This is a genomic window from Streptomyces sp. NPDC005955 (assembly GCF_042871255.1).
Taxonomy (GTDB): domain Bacteria; phylum Actinomycetota; class Actinomycetes; order Streptomycetales; family Streptomycetaceae; genus Streptomyces.
Genome location: NZ_JBIAIF010000022.1, coordinates 14372 through 34390 on the forward strand (window position 1 = coordinate 14372; position 20019 = coordinate 34390).

Below are 20019 nucleotides of genomic sequence, written 5' to 3' on the forward strand. Positions count from 1 at the left end.
CAGTGGCGCACAGGTCGACACCGCTCACCACCGGGAACACCCGCGTGCCGCGGTGCGGTGACGCCACCTCCCCCCAACGGGTGAATCGGGATCGGGTCGATCGGGATCGGGTGGATCGGGTCTCCGGGTACCCCGGGGCCGTCCCGGCACACCCGCCGCCCGTGCGCGGTTCCCCCGCGGTTCAGCGCAGCCGCTGGCTGATCACCTTGGACACGCCGTCGCCCTGCATCGACACCCCGTACAGCGCGTCCGCGACCTCCATGGTCCGCTTCTGGTGGGTGATGACGATGAGTTGGGACGCCTCCTGGAGCTCCCGCATGATCCGGATGAGCCGCTGGAGGTTGGTGTCGTCGAGGGCGGCCTCGACCTCGTCCATCACGTAGAACGGGCTCGGTCGCGCCTTGAAGATCGACACCAGCAGGGCCACCGCCGTCAGCGACCGCTCCCCGCCGGAGAGCAGCGACAGCCGCTTGACCTTCTTGCCGGGGGGCCTGGCCTCCACGTCCACGCCGGTGGCCAGCATGTCGTCCGGGTCGGTGAGGACCAACCGCCCCTCGCCGCCGGGGAACAGTCGTGCGAAGACGCCCTCGAACTCCCGTGCCGTGTCCCGGTACGCCTCGGTGAAGACCTGCTCGACCCGCTCGTCGACCTCCTTGATCACCTGGAGCAGGTCCGCCCGGGTCTTCTTCAGGTCGGTGAGCTGTTCGCTGAGGAACTGGTGGCGTTCCTCCAGCGCCGCGAACTCCTCCAGTGCCAGGGGGTTGACCTTCCCGAGCTGCTGGTGGGCGCGTTCGGCGGTCCGCAGCCGCTTCTCCTGCTCCGCCCGGACGAACGGACGCGGGAGGTTGCGCGGGTGCCCGGGGTCCTCGGGCAGTTCCTCGCCGTCGGCGGGCGGCGGGGGCGGCACCGGCCGGTCGGGGCCGTACTCGTCGACGAGCGCGGCGGGCTCCACGCCCAGTTCCTCCAGCGACCGGGTCTCCAACTGCTCCGCACGCAGCCGCTTCTCGGCGCCCAGCACCTCGCCCCGGTGGACCGAGTCGGTCAGCTTGTCCAGTTCGACCTTGAGCCCGCGGCCGGTCTCCCGGACCGCGGCCAGTTCGCGTTCCCGGTCCGCGCGGGCTCCTTCGGCGGCCGTCCGGTCCGCCTCGGCCCGCGCCGTCGACACCTCGACGTGGGCGAGGAGCTGACGCGCGCCGGCGGCGACCGCCGCGGCGACGGTCGCCTCGTGGCGCAGCCGGGCCGCCCGCCGCTCGGCCCGGGCGCGGGCCTCCCGTTCGGCCCTGGCCGCCCGGTCCAGGCCGTCGGCCCGTCCGGCGAGCGCCTTGACGCGCTCCTCGTGGGTGCGGACCTGGAGCCGGGCCTCCATCTCGGTCTGCCGGGCGTTCGCCCCGTCGGCGGCCAACCGGTCACGGGCGTGGGTGTCGGGCTCCTCGCCCTCGTCGGCGACGGCGGCGCTCTCCTCGGCGACGGCGAGCCGTTCCGCCAGTTCCTCGACCTCGGTGCGGGCCCGCTCCAGGGCCTCCCCGGCCTTCGCGGCGGCGCCCGCCGCCCGTTCGGCCTCCTCCGCGGCGCCGCGGGCCTGGCCGGCGAGCCGCCCGAGCTGCTGGGCGACCGACGACTTGGCGCGGTCGGCGGTGCGGCGGCGCTCGGCCAGTTCGTCCACCAGTGCGGCGCGGGCGGCGCGGTCCTCCTCGGCGGTGCGCTGCACGGCGGCGAGCCGGGCGCAGCGCTCGTCGAGCGCGGCGCGTTCGGTCGCCGCCTCGTCGACGGACGCCTGTACTTCGAGGAGGCTGGGTGCGCCGGCCGACCCGCCGTGGGCGAAGTGCGCGCCGAGGAGGTCGCCCTCCGCGGTGACGGCGGTCAGCTCCGGGTGGGCGCGGACCAGGTCCTCGGCGTCCTCCAGGGTGCCCACGACGACGTACCCGGCGAGCAGTCGGCGTACCGCGGGCAGCAGTTCCGCGGGACCGCGCACCAGCTCGGCCGCGGGGGGCGGATTGCCCCGCAGTACGGGGCCGGGCGTCGGTCCGGGGGACGGTTCGGGGGCGCCCGCGAGCAGCAGCGCGGCCCGGCCGCCGTCCTGTTTGCGCAGCAGGCGGATGGCTTCGGCGGCCTGGGCGGGCGAGGTGACGGCCAGCGCGTCGGCTGCCGCCCCGAAGGCCGCGGCGACGGGCACCTCGTACCCCTGTGCGACGGTCAGCAGTGCGGCGGCGGGGCCGAGCAGTCCGGTGAGGGCGTCCCCGGCGGCGAGCAGGGCGCCCGTACCGTCCTTGCGGCGCAGTCCGAGGGCGAGGGCGTCATGGCGGGCGGAGACCGCGGCGCGGCGTCGGTCGGCGTCGGTGGCCGCCTCGCGGGCCTCGGTGAGGGCGGTTTCGGCGGCCGTGAGCCGGGTGCGGGCCGCTTCGTGCCGTGCGGCGAGGTCGGCGTCGTCCGCGTCGAGCCCGTCGACCTCGGCGTGCAGGTGTTCGTACTCCTCCCGGGCGCTGGCGGCACGTTCCTGCGCGGCGTCGCGGGCGAGGGCGAGCCGGTCGATCTCGGCCTCGGCGGCGGCGGCGCGGCTGCGGGCGGCGCCCACCTGCCCGCCCAGCCGGGCGAGCCCTTCGCGGCGGTCGGCGAGGGCCCGGGCCGCGTCCTTGAGGCGGCGTTCCTCGTCCAGCAGGGCGCGTTCGAGGTCGGCCCGGTGGGCGACGGTGTCCTCCAGGGCGCGTTCGGCGGCTTCGAGGGCGGCCGTCAGTTCGGCTTCCTGTTCGCGGATGCGGGCGGCCTCGCGTTCCATCCGCTCGGGGGCGTCGGGGTCCTGGCCCCGGCGTTCCTCGGGCGGGGCGGCGGTGGCGCTGGTGACCCGGGCGTCGGCGAGGGAGACGGTGCCCCGGACGCGTTCGGCGAGCCGGGACAGGTCGAAGACGGTCTGTTGGGCGCTCCGGAGCCGGGGGGTGAGCTGGCGCACCTCGTCCTCCAGCCGGCCCTCGCGGGTGAGCTGGGCCCGCAGTTCGGTCTCGGCGGCGTCCTTGCGGCGCTTCAGCTCGGCCTCGTCGGCGACCTCGGTGGCGAGGGCCCGCCGCAGGGTCACCAGGTCGTCGGCGAGCAGCCGCAGCCGTGCGTCCCGCAGGTCGGCCTGGATGACGGCGGCACGCCGGGCGACGGCGGCCTGTCGGCCCAGCGGTTTGAGCTGGCGCCGGAGTTCGTCGGTGAGGTCCTGCACCCGGGCGAGGTTGGCCCGCATGGCGTCGAGCTTCCGTAGCGCCTTCTCCTTGCGCTTGCGGTGCTTGAGGACGCCCGCGGCCTCCTCGATGAAGGCGCGGCGGCCGGAGGGGTCGGCGTGCAGGACGGAGTCGAGTTGGCCCTGGCCGACGATGACGTGCATTTCGCGGCCGATTCCGGAGTCGGACAGCAATTCCTGAATGTCGAGGAGCCGACAGGTGTCGCCGTTGATCTGGTATTCGCTACCGCCGTTGCGGAACATGATCCGCGTGATGGTCACTTCGGCGTAAGCGATGGGCAGGGCGCCGTCGGAGTTGTCGATGGTGAGGGAGACCTCGGCCCGCCCGAGCGGGGGGCGTCCGGTGGTCCCGGCGAAGATGACGTCCTCCATCTTGCCGCCGCGCAGGGATTTCGCGCCCTGTTCGCCCATGACCCAGCTCAAGGCGTCGACGACATTGGACTTTCCCGAGCCGTTCGGTCCGACGACGCAGGTGATGCCCGGTTCGAATCGCAGGGTCGTGGCGGACGCGAAGGATTTGAATCCGCGCAGGGTCAGGGCCTTGAGGTGCACGCCGCCGGACTCTACCTCTCTGCTTCTCGCCGCCCGGTGAGGCCGGGGGTCACGATTCGGGCGTGCCGAAGGTCCACCGGGCCCCCGGGTGACGTTGCGGTTTCACCGAGGAATGCGCAGGGCACATCAGACGGTAAAGGAAGGGGGGCCGGGGGCGGGACCGTCCGGCGGGCCGGACGGGGCGAGGGCGCGCGGGAACGGACGGTCGAGGGGGCAGGGACGGGCGCAATGACAGAAGGGACGCCGAAGCGTCCCTTGCTAGATCGGGCGAGCGATCTCGGTGGTACCGGTAGTAGGGCAGCCCGACCACGTGTCAGCGGGGCTCAGCAGGAGTGGTCAGGTGAGCGCAGGCTCCGCCTGGGGAACGTCGATGCTCGTCAGTAGCGAATCGCTGTCGTGAGAAGCGGCAGCCGCCAACGCGTCGTTCTCGGCCTGAATCCGTACGAGCTCGGACTCAAGGTCCTGGACGCGTTGCTGGAGCCGTCGCATCTCGGCGAGGAGTCGCGGATCGGAGCCGCCGACGTAACCGAGAAGCGCCTTTGCCATGATGGATGGTCCTCCACAATGAGTGACCGACCGTAGCGGTTGGGTCGTGAGGGAATCGCACCCGCGATGCTTGGCACTGTTGAGTTCTGAATGCCGTTCTTCCATGCCAAACAGGTAAGGTGCGCGGGGCTTCCAGAGTCTCACCAAAAAGTTTGACGGTCAACACGATCACGCCCGGTACCGGCGGGTCACCCGGGGGCTCACGGCCGGAATCCAACCGGCCGGGCACCGACTTCGGGGCCCTGGGGGCGTGTCGATCATCCTTCTCTCGGGAGCCTGCCACGGCTCGCCCTTCTTGGCAACCACCAGGAACTTTCCCCGGTGGCGGGGCCCCGCGCCCGGGGTGCGCGGAGCGCTTCGCGGCCCCCGCCGGCGAGCGTCCTCAGCGGATCGCGAAACCGTCGTACCCGGCGCGCGGTGTGCCCCATATCTCGGTCACTCCGTCGACGCGGCCCGGCGTGTCGCCCTCCCCGAGCCACTCCAGGAGCGCCGTGCACCGCTCTCGGTCGCCTTCCGCCACGACCTGGACGCGCCCGTCGTCCAAATTGAGAGCAAAGCCACTCAGCCCGCCGATCTCCAATGCTTTGGCACGCGTGTACCAGCGGAAACCCACTCCCTGTACACGGCCGCGTACCCATGCGGTGAGGCGCACCTCTTCATTCATGGCTGCACGGTAGCCGGCGAAATGCCCTATGGGTACTTCGTCCCCTTGCGCCATGGGGTAGCGTCCCGACGCAATGAGCCTCACCCGAATGGGGGAGTCGCATTGCCCGCAAGGAACAGAAAGGCCGGGACAGGACATGGGACGCCACCGACGCTCCGCCGCCGGACGCGCCTCCGGGACCGATGGCTATACGCACGACACGCCTCATTCGGTTCCCGACGGCGACCACTCTTCCCCGGAATCGACGGGAGCGACGGGAGCGACGGACTTCACGGCGTCGGGCGGCACCGAGTACCCCGGTCACGCCCCGTACTCCGCATCCGACGGGCACGCCGAAGTGGCCCGGCCGTACGCACCGCGCCCCGTCGACGACGTCGACCCCGGGTACGGCGGCTACGAGGCCGCGACCGCGCCGATACCCGTGCAGCGGTACGACGCGACGTACGGCGGGGCCTCCGCCTACGGGCGGGGACTGGCCGGGTACGGCACCGCAGGAGCGGCGGGGCACGGTGCGGCCGACGGCTTCCCGGACCTGACCGCACCCGACGCCTTCCCCGAGGACGAGGCCGCGGACACTCCTGCCCCGTCGGACGGCGGGGCGGGCCCGTACGCGGTGACCACCGCCCTGCCGGTCGTCGCACCGGGCGCCGGGGGCGGGCGGTCCGCAGCGGCCGCCGCGAAGGGCTCCGGCCCGCGCAGGAAGTCCCGCCGGCGGGTGTCCACTCCGGTGCGCACCGGGCTGCTCGGGGTGTCCGCCGCGATGGCGCTGGGCGCGGTGGCGGTGGCGGCCGGCGTGCTGCCGGGCGGCGACTCCACCACCGTGGGCAACGGCGCCTCCGATCGGGTGCGCGCCAGTGAGGTGCCCGGCGGGGTCGACAGCAACGGGGGGAGGAGCAGTGCGCCCACCCCCTCGGCCGCCACGCCCGCCTCGCCGTCGACCGGCGCCGGGAAGAAGGGCGGTGACCGCAGCACCGCTCCGGCGAAACCGTCCCCGTCGCAGTCGGCGGCGGCCCCCGCCGCCCCGGAGGAGGAGCGGACGTCACCGCCTCCGAAGACGGAGACGACGCCCACCACGAGGGCCCCGCAGAGCACACCGAGCACCTCCGCGCCCACGTCGAAGCCCGCGCCGTCGACCCCCGCCGCGCCCCCGCCACCGCCGGCGACCGAGGCACCGGTCACCGGCTCGCCGGAGACCCAGGTGGTCGCCCTGGTCAATCGGGAGCGGGCGAAGGTCGGCTGTCAGCCGGTCAGTGCGGACGCCGACTTGGCGCGGCTCGCGGAGGACTTCAGCCAGGACATGGCCGCGCGGGGCTTCTTCGACCACACCGACCCCGACGGGGACACCCCCTGGGACCGGGCCGAGGCCGCCGGGATATCCGATCTGGGCGGCGAGAACATCGCCCGGGGCCAGGCGGACGCGGCAGCGGTGATGGCCGCCTGGATGGACAGCCCCGGGCACCGGGCCAACATCCTCAACTGCGACTTCAAGACCCTGGGCGTGGGCGCCCACTTCGCCTCCGGCGGCCCCTGGTGGACGCAGAACTTCGGCTTCTGAGCCGCAACCGCAGGGGCGCTACGGCGTGGTGCGGGGCGGACGCTGGCAGTGCGGGCAGTAGTAGCTGGACCGGTTCATCCAGGGCCGCCGCCGCATCGGCGTACCGCACCGGCGGCACGGCAGCCCCTCGCGACCGTAGGCGTCCAGGGAGCGGTCGAAGTAGCCGGACTCGCCGTTCACATTGACGTAGAGGCTGTCGAAGCTGGTGCCGCCGACGGCGAGGGCCGCGTTCATCACGTCCCGGACGTGGCCGAGCAGTTCGGCGGTACGGGGGCGGGTGAGGGTGGCGGTGGGGCGTTCGTAGTGCAGCCGGGCCCGCCACAGCGCCTCGTCGGCGTAGATGTTGCCGACCCCGCTGATCAGCGACTGGTCTAGGAGCGCCCGCTTGATCGTCGTGCGGCGGCGGCGCAGCGCGGTGGGGAACGCCTCGTCGTCGAAGAGCGGGTCGAGGGGGTCGCGGGCGATGTGCGCGATGACGTCCGGGAGGCCGTCGGGGGTGGTGTCGTGCAGGCTGAGCCCGCCGAACGTGCGCTGGTCGACGAAGCGCAGTTCGGTGTCGGTGGAGTCGGCGAAGCGGATCCGGACCCGTAGGTGCTTCTCGTCCGGGGCGTCCTCCGGCTGGACCAGGAGCTGTCCGCTCATGCCCAGGTGGGCGAGGACCGCCGTGCCGGTGCTGTCGCCGGCCAGTTCCGTGAGCGGCAGCCACAGGTACTTGCCGCGGCGGCCGGGCACGGCGATGCGTTCGCCTTCGAGGCGCCGTCCGAAGTCCTCGGCGCCGGCGAGGTGTCGGCGCACGGCGCGCGGGTGGCGCACCTCCACCTCGGCGACGGTCCGCTCGGCGACCCAGCGGGCGAGTCCGCGCCGCACCACTTCGACTTCCGGCAGTTCGGGCATGCGCTGTCCTGGGCTCGTGGGGTCGGGTCGTCGGTCCGTACACGTCGTGAGCGCCCGCCCCGACCGGGGTGGGCGCTCACGGGGAAGCGTGGATCAGGCCGTGGCCGAGGAGGTGTCGGCGTTCTCCTCGACGGTGTCCGCGGCGGCGTCAGCGACCTCGGCCGCTTCGGCCGCGCGTCGATCGGCATCGGCGCGGATCGACCGCCAGGCCGCCTCGGCGGCCTGCTGTTCCGCTTCCTTCTTGCTGCGGCCGGTGCCGGTGCCGTACGAGACGCCCCCGACGCGGGCAGCAGCAGTGAAGGTCTTCTCGTGGTCCGGTCCGGTCTCCGTGACCAGGTACTCGGGTACGCCGAGCCCTTCGGTCGCGGTGAGTTCCTGGAGGCTGGTCTTCCAGTCCAGTCCGGCACCGAGGTTCGAGGACTTCTCGATCAGCGGGTCGAAGAGCCGGTGCACCAGCTCCGCCGCCGCTTCGAGCCCCTGGTCGAGATAGACCGCGCCGATCACCGCTTCCAGGGTGTCGGCGAGGATCGACGCCTTGTCCCGACCACCGGTGCCCTCTTCACCCCGGCCGAGCCGGATGAACGCACCGAGGTCAAGACCGCGCCCCACCTCCGCCAGCGCGCGCGAGTTGACCACCGCGGCCCGCAACTTCGCGAGCTGCCCTTCGGGCAGATCGGGATGGCTGCGGTACAGCGTGTCGGTGACGACCAGGCCGAGCACGGAGTCCCCGAGGAACTCCAGTCGCTCGTTGGTCGGCAGACCACCGTTCTCGTACGCGTACGAGCGATGGGTCAACGCACGCACAAGAAGGGCGGACTCCAGCTGATAGCCGAGCCGCCCTTCCAGGAGCGTGTGGGACGAAGCCGTCGGGCCTCCCCCGTTGGTACGGGGGTCATTCTTCTTGGCGTCTGGCATCGTGCCCCTCACCAGCCGCTCAGACCTCGAGGACCTGACGCTTGTTGTAAGTGCCGCAAGCGGGGCACGCAATGTGCTGGAGCTTGGGCTCGTGGCAGCGCTCGCACGCAACCAGGGTGGGGACCGCAGCCTTCCACTGCGACCGGCGGTGGCGCGTGTTGCTGCGCGACATCTTCCGCTTCGGAACAGCCACGGCTACTTCTCCTGCTTCTCGTCGACGCCCGCTTCGGCGCCGCTCATGTCGTCCTTCTCGCTGTCCTGGATGGAGTCAGCGAGTCCTTGCAGTGCCGCCCAACGGATGTCGACGGCCCCGTGCTGGTGGTCCGGGTCGTCCGCGAGCCGCACTCCGCATTCGGAGCACAGGCCCGGACAGTCGTCCCGGCACACCGGCTGCATGGGCAGTGCGAGCACCACCGCATCGCGCAGCACGGGTTCGAGGCCGATCAGGCCGTCCTCGATGAAGAGCCTGTCCTCGTCCTCCTCGTCACCGTCCTCCGGTTCCGCTTTCGCACGGCCCCGGTTGTCGGTCTCGGCATACGAGAACATCTCCTGGAAGTCCGTTTCGAGCTCCCGCTCCAGCGGCTCCAGACACCTTACGCACTCCCCCTCGACCACGGCACGGGCGGTGCCTGTGACGAGCACCCCTTCCATGACGGACTCAAGACGGATTTCAAGCCGCACCGGGGCGCCCGAGGGCACCTTGATGACCCCGGGGAGACCGAGGGCGGCGTCTCCGGAGGGCGCGTCGACCGTGCGGGTCAGCCGCTGGAGCGCACCCGGACGCCGTCCCAGCTCGTGCGTGTCGAACACGAGGGGGTCGCGGTGGTCCAGGCGGGCGTTCAGAGCCATCCCTGCTTTCGGTCGTCGGCGCCCACGCGGAAGGGCCCGGCGAGCTGTGAAGGGAGTGATCGCGCACTTGACGCACGCGACCGAAGAGCCAGGATACTGGACCTTTCCCCCTGCTCCCAATCGTGGCCCCCCGCGCTCCCCCGGTCGACCCCGGCGACCCCGGTGGAACACCCGCGGGCGCGGAGCCGCTAGCGGCCCTCCTCGTACCGGCGCAGTTGCTCCGGGGTGATCATCGCGGTGTCGAACAGGCTCGTCTCGTCGAGCGCCGTGGGCTGCGGCGCCGGGGGCTGCGTCCCGTAGCCCCCGGGAGACCCGTAGCCACCGCCGCCCTGCTGCTGGGCGTCGTACGTCTCGTAGCCGCCGCCCTGCGCGGCGTAGTCCTGCTGACCGTACCCGTACCTCTCCGGGTACCCGTAGCCCTGCTGCTGCTGTTCGTACCCCTGTGGGTAGCCGTAGGTGTCCTGGCCGTAGCCGTAGGCGTCCTGCTGACCGTACGCGTCCTGGGCCGGGGGCGGGGTCTGCGCGACAACGGGGACGGGCACGGCGGGCGGCAGGGGCGGTGCGGCGGGGGGCGTTCCCGGCGCGGCCGGTGCGGGGCCGCCGGGGACGGCCCGGCCGGTCGCGGGGTCCGACATGGCCGCGAGGTCGGCGAGGTAGTCGGCGTCGCTGGTGGGGCGGGGGCCGTCGGCCCCGTCGGCGAGCAGGCCCAGTTCGTCCGCGGCGACCCGGCCGTGCAGCTTCTGGCGGCCCCGGCCCACCGCCTCCAGGGTCTTGGCGAGCACCGCCTCGAAGGCCCCGAGCTTGACGTCGACGTACTCGTCGGCCCGGCGCCGCAGGGTCTCCGGGTCGTGGCTGCGCTCCGGCGCCTCCGCGTAGTCGGGGTCCACGTGGCCGTCGAGGGCGGGGCCGGGACCCGTGCCGAGCAGTTTGTCCCGCCCCCGGCCGACCGATCCGAGGGTCTTGGTGAGGACGACCTCGAAGTTGGCGAGCTTGGAGTCCACGTAGTCGTCGGCCTCGGCGCGGATCTCCTCGGCCTCCTGGCGGGCCTCGACGAGGATGCGGTCGGCCTCGCCCTGGGACCTGCGGGCCACTTCGGTGTCGGCGATCAGCGAGCCGCGTTCCTGGTGGGCGGCACTGACGATCCGTTCCGCCTCCGCGCGGGCGTCGGCGACCATGCCCTCGCGGTCGCCGAGCAGTTCGCGGGCCTGCGCGAGGGAGCCGGGCAGGGCTTCGCGCACCTCGGCGAGCAGGGCGAGCAGTTCGGCCCGGTTGACCACGCAGGAGGCGGACATGGGCATGGAGCGGGCGTTGCCGACGGCCGCGACGATCTCATCCAGCTTCTTCTGCACGTCCACCGTGTGTTCGCCACTCTCTGTGCCTCGTTGGGACGGACAAGGTGACTGTACGGCCACTTTGTGCCGTCCGGCATCGGTTGCGGGGGTACGTGGTGCTCGCCCGCGCCGTTCCCCGCGCCCCCGGGGGTGCCTACGGCGGTGCGTCGTCGGGTGCGGGTCCGCTTCGGTTGCCCGCGCCGTTCCTCGCGCCCCTTTTCTTCGGCCGGGGTGCGTGGTTCGGCGCGGGTGCGTCGTACCTGCTCGCGCAGTTCCCCGCGCCCCCGGGGTGCCTCTGGCGGTGCGTCGTTGGGTGCGGGGACGCCTCCCGTTGCTCGCGCCGTTCCCCGCGCCCCCGGGGGTGCCTACGGCGGTGCGTCGTCGGGTGCGGGTCCGCTTCGGTTGCCCGCGCCGTTCCCCGCGCCCCCGAGGGGCCTCTGGCGGTGCGTCGTCGGGTGCGGGACCGCTTCGGTTGCCCGCGCCGTTCCCCGCGCCCCTGGGGGGGCGGGGGTAGCGCACGGTGAGTGGGGCGCACCTGTTGAGGGGTGCGGGGAACTGCGCGAAGCCGGGGCGGACGGCGAGCGAACAGCGCACGTGCAGCGGATCGCACCGAAGGGGCGCGGGGAACTGCGCGAGCAACCGACCGCTGGCCGGAAGCCGTGGACGTACCCCCGGGAGGGAGCCCCGCGAGGGGCTCAGTGGCCCGCTTCGCGGCGTTCGCGGAGCCGTCCGGACAGCGCCCCGAGCACGGTCGGGGGAACCAAGTGGGAGACGTCCCCGCCCCACGCGGCGACCTCCTTGACCAGGGAGGACGAGAGGAAGCTGTACGTGGGGTTGGTCGGCACGAACAGCGTCTCCACACCGGAGAGTCCGATGTTCATCTGGGCCATCTGGAGTTCGTAGTCGAAGTCGCTGACGGCCCGCAGCCCCTTGACGATCGCGGGGATGTCACGCTGCTTGCAGAAGTCGACGAGGAGCCCGTGGAACGACTCCACCCGTACGTTGCCGTACTCGGCGGTGACCTCGCGGATCAGGTCGATCCGCTCCTCGATCTCGAACAGTCCCTTCTTGGACTGGTTGATCATCACGGCGACGTAGACCTCGTCGTACAGCTTCGAGGCACGGGCGATGATGTCGATGTGGCCATTGGTGATGGGGTCGAAGGACCCCGGACAGACGGCGCGGCGCAACTGTGGTTCCTCGCTCTCCGGTCCGGTCACGGTGCGTTGTCGCACGTGGGGGCGGTGTCGCTGGTGGCGGCGGCGCGACCGTACCAAAACGTTCCCTCGCCGTAGCGCCGGGACCGAACGGACTCGAAGCCGGCGGGCCAGGGGAACGCGCCGCCCCGGGTACTGCGCTCCACGGTGACGAGCGCGTCGACGGTGAGCCACCCCTCAGCACGGAGTGTGAGCAGGATCTCTTCAAGATCGCCGTTCTCGACGGCGTAGGGCGGATCGAGGAAGACGACGTCGTACGGTGCGGCCGGTGGGGGTCCGGTGACCACCTGTTCCGCTCGGCCGGCCCGCACCTCGGCGCCGGCCAGGCCGAGCGTCCGGACGTTCTCCCTGATCACCTTGGCGGCCCGGGCGTCGGCCTCGACCAGCAGGGCGTGGGCGGCTCCCCGGGACAGCGCCTCCAGGGCCACCGCGCCGGACCCCGCGTACAGGTCGGCGACCCGCAGGCCGCTCAGGGTGCCGAGCAGGGACTCCCAGGTCGAGAAGAGCCCTTCTCGCGCACGGTCCGAGGTGGGGCGGGTGCCGTTGCCCGGGGGGACGGCCAGTCGCCGTCCACCGGCGAGTCCGGCGATCACGCGGGTCATGTGCGCTCGGGTCCTTCACGGTGCGGTCGGTGCGAACACCCCCACGATAGGCGTCCGGAGCGGGATGCGGTCGCGCGCACCCGACCGGGCGGGCTCAGCCCTTCTCCAGGTACGCCTCCCGCTCGGCGTCGACCAGGGCGTCCAGGGCCACCCGCAGGCCCGGCAGCTCCCGTAGCTCCGGGTCGGCCGCGACCACCGCCGTGGCCTCTTCCCGGGCTTCGGCGATGACGTCCTCGTCCCCCAGGACGGTGAGGACCCGCAGCGAGGAGCGCACCCCCGACTGCGCCTGCCCGAGGACGTCGCCCTCCCGTCGCTGTTCCAGGTCGATGCGGGACAGGGCGAACCCGTCCAGGGTGTCCGCGACCGCCTCCAGCCGGGCCCGGGCGGTGCTCGCCTCGGGCATCTCGGTCACCAGCAGGCACAGGCCGGGGGCCGAGCCCCGGCCCACCCGCCCCCGCAGCTGGTGGAGCTGGGAGACGCCGAAGCGGTCCGCGTCCATGATCACCATCGCGGTGGCGTTGGGCACGTTGACCCCGACCTCGATGACGGTGGTCGCCACCAGGACGTCCGTCTCCCCGGCGGCGAACCTCCGCATCACCGCGTCCTTGTCCTCGGGCGCCATCCGTCCGTGCAGCACCTCGACGGCGAGCCCCTGCAAGGGGCCGCGGGCCAGTTCCTCCGCGACGTCCAGGACGGCCAGCGGGGGGCGCTTGTCCGCGGTGGCCGCCGCCTCCTCCTTCGCCGCGGCCTTGGCCTCCGCCTTGGCGCGGGCCTTGGCCGCGGCCTTCGCGTCGGCCCCCGAGCCGGTCTGGGTGTCGGCGGCGGTGCCGGGCCCGGTCGTCTCCGGGTCGTCACCGATGCGGGGGCAGACCACGTACGCCTGGTGCCCCTTGGCGACCTCCTCCCGGACGCGCTGCCATGTGCGCGTCAGGAAGTGGGGCTTGTCGGCGGCGGGCACGACGTGGCTGGCGATCGGCGAGCGTCCGGCCGGCAACTGGTCGAGGACGGAGGTCTCCAGATCGCCGAAGACGGTCATCGCCACCGTGCGCGGGATGGGGGTCGCGGTCATGACCAGCAGGTGCGGGGTGCGCCGCTCACCGCCCTCCCCCCGGGGCCCCTTGCCGCGCAGGGCGTCCCGCTGCTCGACGCCGAACCGGTGCTGCTCGTCCACGACCACCAGACCCAGATCGTGGAACTGGACCTTGTCCTCGATCAGCGCGTGGGTGCCGATGACGAGGCCCGCATCGCCGCTGACCAGGTCCAACAGGGCCTGTCGGCGGGCCGCCACCCCCATGGAGCCGGTGAGCAGCACGACCTTGGTGCCGTGGTCGGCGCCGCCGAGCATGCCGCCCTCGGCGAGCTCGCCCATCATCTCCGTGATGGAGCGGTGGTGCTGTTGGGCCAGCACCTCGGTGGGCGCCAGCATCGCCGTCTGCCCGCCCGCGTCGACCACGGCGAGCATGGCCCGCAGCGCCACCAGGGTCTTGCCGGACCCGACCTCGCCCTGGAGCAGTCGGTGCATGGGGTGCTCGGTGGCGAGGTCGTCGAAGATCTCGGCGGTGACCTTCCGTTGCCCGTCGGTCAGGGTGAACGGGAGCCGCGCGTCGAACGCGGCGAGGATGCCGTCGGGGCCGGGACGGCGGGCCGTGGCGGGCAGTTGGGCGTCGCTGGAGCGGCGGCGGGCCAGGGCGACCTGGAGGACGAACGCCTCGTCCCACTTGAGGCGGTCCCGGGCATCGGCGATGTCGGCCTTGGTGTGCGGGCGGTGGACCTTCAGCAGGGCCTCGGGCAGGGGGACCAGGCCGCGACCCTCGCGCAGCGCGGGCGGCAGCGGGTCCACCGCCTCGGGGGCGCTGGGGAGGACCGCGTCCACGGCCTTGGCGATCTTCCAGGACTCCATCTTGGCGGTGGCCGGGTAGATCGGGATCAGGGCGCCGGCCCAGGAGTCGACGGCGCTGCCCTCCTCCGCCCCGTCCGGCCCCGCCGCGGGGTCCGGGGTGCGGCGCAGCAGTTCGTACGCGGGGTGGGCCAGTTGGAGCTTGCGGTTGAAGAGCGAGACCTTGCCAGCGAACATCGCCCGGGTGCCGGGCAGCAGGTCCTTGTGCGGTTTGTGGACGCCCCGGCCGAAGAAGACGAGTTGCAGGCGTCCGCTGCCGTCGGTGATGACGACTTCGAGGCGTTGTCCGCTGCCTCCGTTGAACTTCAGGACCCGGGCGGTCTCGACCTGGGCGACCACGGTGACGTGTTCGTCCAGGGGGAGGTCGGCGAGTCTGGTCAGCTCGCCGCGCTCGGCGTACCGGCGGGGGTAGTGGTGGAGGAGGTCGCCTACGGTGTGCAGGTCAAGGGCCTCGGCCATCACCTTGGCGGTGGCGGGGCCGAGGACCTTCTTCAACGGTTCTTCGAGCACGGGCACCCGACCATTGCACACCACCGCACTGACATCGACGCCGACATCGGCCCCATTCGTCCGGGAAATCCGCTGGTCAGCCGGTTCGTTCGGGGCCTAGGATGGTCTGTCCCTTGCCTGCCGCGGTCACCGCTCGCCGGGACCGCCCGACCCGCGCCGTCGTCCGTCCCCCCACCGGCGCAGCGACGATGGACTCCCAGACACCTCAGACGCCTCACGGGCCCCAGGACACCGACGCGCTCCCGAGCGCGCAGCCCTCCCCCGAGCCCCTTCCACCAGCACCGGCAGCCCCGACGGGTCCGACGGACCGTGCACCGGAGCCGGGCGACACGGGCGGGGCCCCACCTCCGGCGCAGGCCCCCCACACCTTCCAGGTGGACCTGCGGGGCCTGGTGGACCTCCTCTCCCACCACCTCTACTCCAGCCCCAAGGTCTATCTGCGCGAACTGCTCCAGAACGCGGTCGACGCCATCACCGCGCGCCGCGCGGAACAGCCCGACGCACCGGCCCTGGTGCGGCTGGCCGTCGAAGAGGGCGGGACCGGCCGCGGCAGGACCCTGCGCATCGAGGACTCCGGGATCGGGCTGACCGAGTCGGACGTCCACTCCCTGTTGGCCACCATCGGCCGCAGCTCCAAGCGGTCCGGCCGTCCGGGCTCCCCGGGCCCGGTGGACCCGTCGGTCCCGGCGGACGCCGTGACGGGTCTCGAATCGGCGCGCTCGGAGTTCCTCGGACAGTTCGGGATCGGTCTGCTCGCCTGCTTCGTGGTCGCCGAACGCATCCGGGTGGTGAGCCGTTCGGCGCGCCACCTCGGGGCGCCCCCCGTGGAGTGGACGGCGCGCGACGACGGCTCGTACACCGTGCGCGCCCTGCCGGACGACGCGCGCACCGAACCGGGCACCACGGTGTACCTCCAGGCGCGCGCCGGCTCGCAGGAGTGGCTCGACGAGGAGCGGGTCCTCAGCCTGGCGCGGGACTTCGGTGCGCTGCTCCCCTACGACGTCCGGGTCGGGGAACGCCCCGTGACGGACCTGCCGGCGCCGTGGGAGCGACGCCACCCGAGCCCGGGCGCACGGCGCGTGGCGCTGGCCCGGCACTGTCACGAGACGTTCGGGTTCAGCCCGCTGGACGCCATCGACCTGGACGTGCCGCTCGCCGGCGTCCGGGGCGTCGCGTACGTGCTGCCGCAGGCGGTGAGTCCCGCCCAGCGCGCCGGCCACCGGGTGCACCTCAAGGGCATGCTGCTGACCGACCGGGCCGAACAACTGCTGCCGGACTGGGCGTTCTTCGTGCGCTGCGTCCTCGACACGGACAGCCTGCGGCCCACCGCGTCGCGCGAGGCGCTGTACGAGGACGAGACGCTGGCCGCGGTCCGGGAGGCGCTCGGCGAACGCATCCGCAGTTGGCTGTCCGAACTCGCGGCGGGCGACCCGGACCGGCTGTCGGCGTTCGTCTCGGTGCACCACCTGGGCGTCAAGTCGCTGGCCCGGCACGACCGGGACATGCTGCGCACGATGCTGCCGTGGCTGCCCTTCGAGACCACCGACGGACGGCTGTCGCTGGAGGAGTTCGCCCGGCGCCACCGGGTGGTCCACTTCACCCGCACGGTGGAGGAGTTCCGCCAGGTCGCGCCCATCGCCTCGGCGCAGGGCATCGGCGTCGTCAACGGCGGCTACACGTACGACACGGAACTGGTGGAGGCGCTGCCCTCGGTCCGCCCGGACACCTCGGTGGCGGAACTCGACGGGGAGACGGTGACCGCGCACCTCGACACCGTCGACCCCGCCGAGGAACTGGCCCTCGGCGCCTTCCTGGCCGCCGCGCGCGCCCGGCTCGACCCGCTGGGCTGCGACGTGGCGCTGCGCGCCTTCCACCCGGTGTCCGTGCCCGCGCTGCACCTCGACGACCGGCGGGCCCGCCACGAACAGGCCCGCGCCGACGCCGAGGAGCAGGCCGACGACCTGTGGGCGGGCATCCTGGGCTCGCTGCGCGGCAGCGCCCCCCGGGCCCGGCTGGTGCTCAACCACCGCAACGCGTTGATCCGGCGGATCAGCGCCCTGCGCGATCCGGACCTGATCGGCACCGCGACCGAGTCGTTGTACGGGCAGGCCCTGCTGATGGCGCAGCGCCCGCTGCGGCCCGGCGACTCCGCGCTGCTGAACCGGGCGTTCCTCGGCCTGCTGGAGTGGGCCACCCACACCGAGCACGGGGAGCAGACGTCATGACCGACCCCGACACCGCCCCCGCGATGGACCTGGCCGCGCTGCGGGCCGCGATCGCCGAGAACGACGCCCGGCCGGAGGGTCCCGCCCGCAACGCGCGCGCGGAGGCGCTGCTCGTGGAGGCGGAGAAGCTGGGCCTGCCGCTCGCGGTGATCGAGGCCCTGGGGCACCAGTTGCAGGTGTACTGCTACAGCTCCGAGAAGGACCGGATGTTCGTGCCCTTCGCGCGGCTGCTGCGCATGTGGGACGAACGCCCCGAGGACTTCGACGCCTACGAGACCCACTCGCTGCACTGGGCGTTCAAGTGGATGTCCTCGGGCATGCTCGACCAACCGCACGTGCCGCTCGACTCGATCGAGCAGTGGCTGGGCGAGATGGAGCACCGCTACCGGGTGGCGGGGTTCTCGGAGCGGGCGGTGCGGGCCGGCGAGCACAGCGTCGCCCTGCACATCGGCGACCTGGAGCGGGCCGAACGCGCCCACCGCGCCTGGCGGGCCGCCGACCGGGACCGGATGAGCGACTGTCACGCCTGCGAACTCCACGACCAGGCGTGGTTCAAGGCGTACCGGCGTCAGGACGCCCAGGCCCTGGAGCTGTGGCGGCCGGTGCTGGACGGGGAGTACACCTGCGCCCACGAGCCGCACGCCTCGCTGGCGGCGAGCCTGATGTCGCTGGTGCGCCTCGGCCGTTTCGACGAGGCCCGGGCGAACCACCTGCGGGGGCTGCGGCTGGTGCGCGAGACGGAGAGCATGCGCGAGGCGTACGCGCAGCACGTGGAGTTCTGCACGCTGACCGGCAACGAGGCGCGCGCCCTGGAGCTGTTGGCCGAACGTCCCGCGTACTTCACCGACAGCGGGCACCCGCGGAGCCACCTGGGCTTCCTCGGGGTGGTGGCCCAGCTGATGGGGCGCCTGACCGAGCTGGGGCTGGGCGACCGGTCGGTGCCCGGACCGGCCGGGCGGGGCTGGACGGCGCGGGAACTCGCCGGCCACGCCCGGGCCCAGGCCCTGGCGATCGGCGCACGGTTCGACGCGCGCAACCGCACCTCCCACATCGGGGACGAGTTGCGCGAGCGGATGGCCCGGCGGCCCCTGGTGGCCCGGCTGCCGCTCGGGGTGCGCGCCGGGCGGCTGCCCCCGGTGCCCGGGCCGCGCGCCGCGCCGGACCCGACGACCGCCCGGGCGCCGGACGCCGGTGGCGCCGGCCTGGGCGGGACGCTGGACGCGCTGTTGGCCGAAGCCAGGCAGCGCACCCAGGACCGGCACCCGACCGCCCAGGACGCCTGGGCCGCGGTGGCCGAGGCCGCCGGGGCGCAGGGCGTCGTCCTGCCCGACCGGGACCGTGCGGAGATCGCCGACCACGCGGCGATGGGCGGCGGGGACCCGGCGCTCTTCGAGCGGGCGGCCGAACTGTACGAGGCGGCCGGCGCCCCTGACGAGGCGGTTCAGGCCCGGGCGCGGGGGGTCTACACCCGGGCGCTGCGGGCGTCCGGTGCCGCGCCGGACGGGTCGGCCGATGACCTCGCGGAACCCACCCGGCGGGCGGTCGCCCGGTACGAGGAGTCCGGGGAGGGCGCCCGGCACGCGGCGTCGATGCTGCTGTACCAGGCGCGGACCCTGTTGGTCGCCGTCGGCCGCGAGGAGCAGCGGGCGGCCGACCCGGACGCGGCGCCCCCGTCCGCCGCCGGGGACCCGGCGGCGGCGGAACGGGCCGCCCGCAACGCCGCGCAACGCCTCCTGGAACTGGCCGAACGCCATCCGGACGACCCCCGGTTGGTGTCACGCGCCGCCGCCGCCCGGGCGATGCTCGGCGAACTCGCCGCGCACCGGGGCGACGCCGAGGCGGCCGTGGACCTCTTCACCGGTGCCTGGCAGGGGTACGTCGCCGCCGGCACCCCCTGGTTCGCGGCGGAGCCGGCGTCCCGGCTCGCCGCGCTCGCCCGGCACCTGGACGACCTGGACCTCGCCCACCGGGCGGCACGGGCCGCCCTCGAACACGGGGGGCCGCTGCTGCCGCCGGTGCACCAGGCGCAGCTGCACCTCCAGCTCGCCGAGGGCCTGGCCAGGTCGGGGGACCTGCCGGGGGCGTGCGAACACGCGTTGGAGGCCGCCCACTGGTCCGACGAGTCCGGTGCGGGGCCGGCCCTCGGTGCCTGGGCGCGGCACCAGCTCGGCGGGCTGCTGCTCCAGCTCGGACGGTACGCCGAGGCCGCCGAGGTCCTGGAGGCCGCGCTCCTGGACCTGACCGAGGAGGCCCACGGGGACGGCACCCTGGTGCAGACCCGGTGGTGGCTGGGCGACTGCCTGCGGGAGTTGGGCAACCACCGGGACGCCGCCGAACAGTGGCTGCTCGCCGCCGAGACCGCCCGGACCTGGCCCGAGCAGCGGGACCACGCGATGCTCGCCCACATGGCCGCGGAGTCGCTGGGGCACGCGGGCCTGGCGGCCGAGGCGGACCGGGCGTACGAGCGGGCCGGTGAGCTGTGGCGGCCGCTCGGCAATCCGCACGGGTTGGTGCGTTCGCTGCGCTCGCGGGCGTGGCTGATGGTGGACGAGGACGCGGGGCACCTCGCCGGGGCCGGGCTCGACGAGGCGCGGGAGTTGATGGAGGCCGCCCTGTTCGAGTGCGAACGGGCCCTCGCCGCCGCCCGGAACGCCGCTCCCGAGGAGGTCGGCGAGGGGGCCCGGGAACGGTTGGTCTCCGAATCGGCGCAGACCCGGCGGCAGTTCGGCGAGCTGCTGGTCCGCTCGCAGGACGGCACCCCGGAGGGCGATCCCGCGGTCCGTGCGGCGTACGAGGAGGCCCTGGAACACGTGGGCCGCGCGGTGGACGACTACGCCTCGTTGGGGCCCGCGGCGCTGGACAGCCGGACGGCGGCGGAACTGCACGCCGGGTGGCTGCTGTCGTACCTGGGGCGCCGCGACCGGGCCGAGGCGCGGGCCCGGTCGGTGCTCCTCGCCCACCGGGGCGCCTCGGACGAGACCGGGAGCGCCCGTACGGCCGCCGCCGAGGAGTTGTTGGCGCACCTGGCCGGGCGGGACTGAGCGG

The 20019-nt window shown here is 73.6% G+C and carries 14 protein-coding genes; 3 read left to right on the forward strand and 11 right to left on the reverse strand.

The features are described from left to right. Positions 1–181: 181 nt before the first annotated feature. From smc to ACFYOU_RS32300, 3 genes are all read right to left on the reverse strand, one after another. The gene (smc, locus tag ACFYOU_RS32290) at positions 182–3769 is read right to left on the reverse strand and encodes a chromosome segregation protein SMC (RefSeq protein ID WP_391310727.1); all 3588 of its coding nucleotides are present in this window, start codon (positions 3767–3769) and stop codon (positions 182–184) included. A gap of 336 nt (positions 3770–4105) precedes the next feature. Beyond that, positions 4106–4315: a hypothetical protein gene (locus ACFYOU_RS32295; RefSeq protein WP_385491498.1), complete on the reverse strand. Its 210-nt coding sequence runs from the start codon at positions 4313–4315 to the stop codon at positions 4106–4108. Between the two features lie 382 nt (positions 4316–4697). Next, positions 4698–4979: an acylphosphatase gene (locus ACFYOU_RS32300; protein ID WP_391310729.1), complete on the reverse strand. Its 282-nt coding sequence runs from the start codon at positions 4977–4979 to the stop codon at positions 4698–4700. Positions 4980–5115: 136 nt separating this feature from the next. Here ACFYOU_RS32300 and ACFYOU_RS32305 point away from each other — a divergent pair, with 136 nt between their 5' ends. Next, positions 5116–6534, forward strand: coding sequence for a CAP domain-containing protein (locus tag ACFYOU_RS32305; protein ID WP_391310731.1), 1419 nt, complete (start codon positions 5116–5118; stop codon positions 6532–6534). 18 nt (positions 6535–6552) lie between these two features. Here the strand turns inward: ACFYOU_RS32305 and mutM are convergent, their stop codons facing one another. The 8 genes from mutM to recG form a co-directional block, all read right to left on the reverse strand. Continuing rightward, positions 6553–7428 carry a bifunctional DNA-formamidopyrimidine glycosylase/DNA-(apurinic or apyrimidinic site) lyase gene (gene mutM, locus ACFYOU_RS32310; protein ID WP_391310734.1) on the reverse strand — a complete coding sequence of 292 codons (876 nt, stop codon included), beginning with the start codon at positions 7426–7428 and terminating at the stop codon, positions 6553–6555. Between the two features lie 93 nt (positions 7429–7521). Continuing rightward, entirely contained in the window at positions 7522–8343 is an 822-nt protein-coding gene (gene rnc, locus ACFYOU_RS32315) for a ribonuclease III (protein ID WP_391310736.1), read from the reverse strand. Positions 8344–8362: 19 nt separating this feature from the next. Continuing rightward, positions 8363–8536, reverse strand: coding sequence for a 50S ribosomal protein L32 (gene rpmF / locus ACFYOU_RS32320; RefSeq protein ID WP_006139588.1), 174 nt, complete (start codon positions 8534–8536; stop codon positions 8363–8365). Positions 8537–8538: 2 nt separating this feature from the next. Further along, complete coding sequence (locus ACFYOU_RS32325; RefSeq protein ID WP_391310737.1) at positions 8539–9192, reverse strand: YceD family protein; 654 nt, start codon at positions 9190–9192, stop codon at positions 8539–8541. Between the two features lie 188 nt (positions 9193–9380). After that, on the reverse strand, positions 9381–10547 hold the full coding sequence (locus ACFYOU_RS32330) for an ATP synthase F0 subunit B (RefSeq protein WP_391310739.1): 1167 nt from the start codon (positions 10545–10547) through the stop codon (positions 9381–9383). Between the two features lie 671 nt (positions 10548–11218). Beyond that, entirely contained in the window at positions 11219–11713 is a 495-nt protein-coding gene (gene coaD / locus ACFYOU_RS32335; RefSeq protein ID WP_387002143.1) for a pantetheine-phosphate adenylyltransferase, read from the reverse strand. 26 nt (positions 11714–11739) lie between these two features. Beyond that, a complete protein-coding gene (gene rsmD, locus ACFYOU_RS32340) occupies positions 11740–12342 on the reverse strand; it encodes a 16S rRNA (guanine(966)-N(2))-methyltransferase RsmD (RefSeq protein ID WP_389766644.1) in 603 nt (200 codons plus the stop codon). Positions 12343–12436: 94 nt separating this feature from the next. Continuing rightward, positions 12437–14755, reverse strand: coding sequence for an ATP-dependent DNA helicase RecG (recG, locus tag ACFYOU_RS32345; protein ID WP_391310743.1), 2319 nt, complete (start codon positions 14753–14755; stop codon positions 12437–12439). A 368-nt stretch (positions 14756–15123) separates the two neighbouring features. On the opposite strand from recG, the gene ACFYOU_RS32350 reads away from it, so the two are divergent. Both ACFYOU_RS32350 and ACFYOU_RS32355 read left to right on the forward strand, forming a co-directional pair. After that, entirely contained in the window at positions 15124–16974 is a 1851-nt protein-coding gene (locus ACFYOU_RS32350) for an HSP90 family protein (RefSeq protein ID WP_389766647.1), read from the forward strand. Continuing rightward, complete coding sequence (locus ACFYOU_RS32355) at positions 16971–20015, forward strand: tetratricopeptide repeat protein (protein WP_391310746.1); 3045 nt, start codon at positions 16971–16973, stop codon at positions 20013–20015. The genes ACFYOU_RS32350 and ACFYOU_RS32355 overlap by 4 nt, the downstream gene beginning before the upstream one ends. Positions 20016–20019 lie beyond the last annotated feature (4 nt).

Bases quoted from the DNA above. Each gene is read 5' to 3' on its own strand.
- rnc (WP_391310736.1), bottom strand. From the start codon at position 8,343: ATGCCAGACGCCAAGAAGAATGACCCCCGTACCAACGGGGGAGGCCCG.
- ACFYOU_RS32295 (WP_385491498.1), bottom strand. From the start codon at position 4,315: ATGGCAAAGGCGCTTCTCGGTTACGTCGGCGGCTCCGATCCGCGACTC.
- ACFYOU_RS32305 (WP_391310731.1), top strand. From the start codon at position 5,116: ATGGGACGCCACCGACGCTCCGCCGCCGGACGCGCCTCCGGGACCGAT.
- ACFYOU_RS32355 (WP_391310746.1), top strand. From the start codon at position 16,971: ATGACCGACCCCGACACCGCCCCCGCGATGGACCTGGCCGCGCTGCGG.
- rsmD (WP_389766644.1), bottom strand. From the start codon at position 12,342: ATGACCCGCGTGATCGCCGGACTCGCCGGTGGACGGCGACTGGCCGTC.
- ACFYOU_RS32325 (WP_391310737.1), bottom strand. From the start codon at position 9,192: ATGGCTCTGAACGCCCGCCTGGACCACCGCGACCCCCTCGTGTTCGAC.
- mutM (WP_391310734.1), bottom strand. From the start codon at position 7,428: ATGCCCGAACTGCCGGAAGTCGAAGTGGTGCGGCGCGGACTCGCCCGC.
- ACFYOU_RS32300 (WP_391310729.1), bottom strand. From the start codon at position 4,979: ATGAATGAAGAGGTGCGCCTCACCGCATGGGTACGCGGCCGTGTACAG.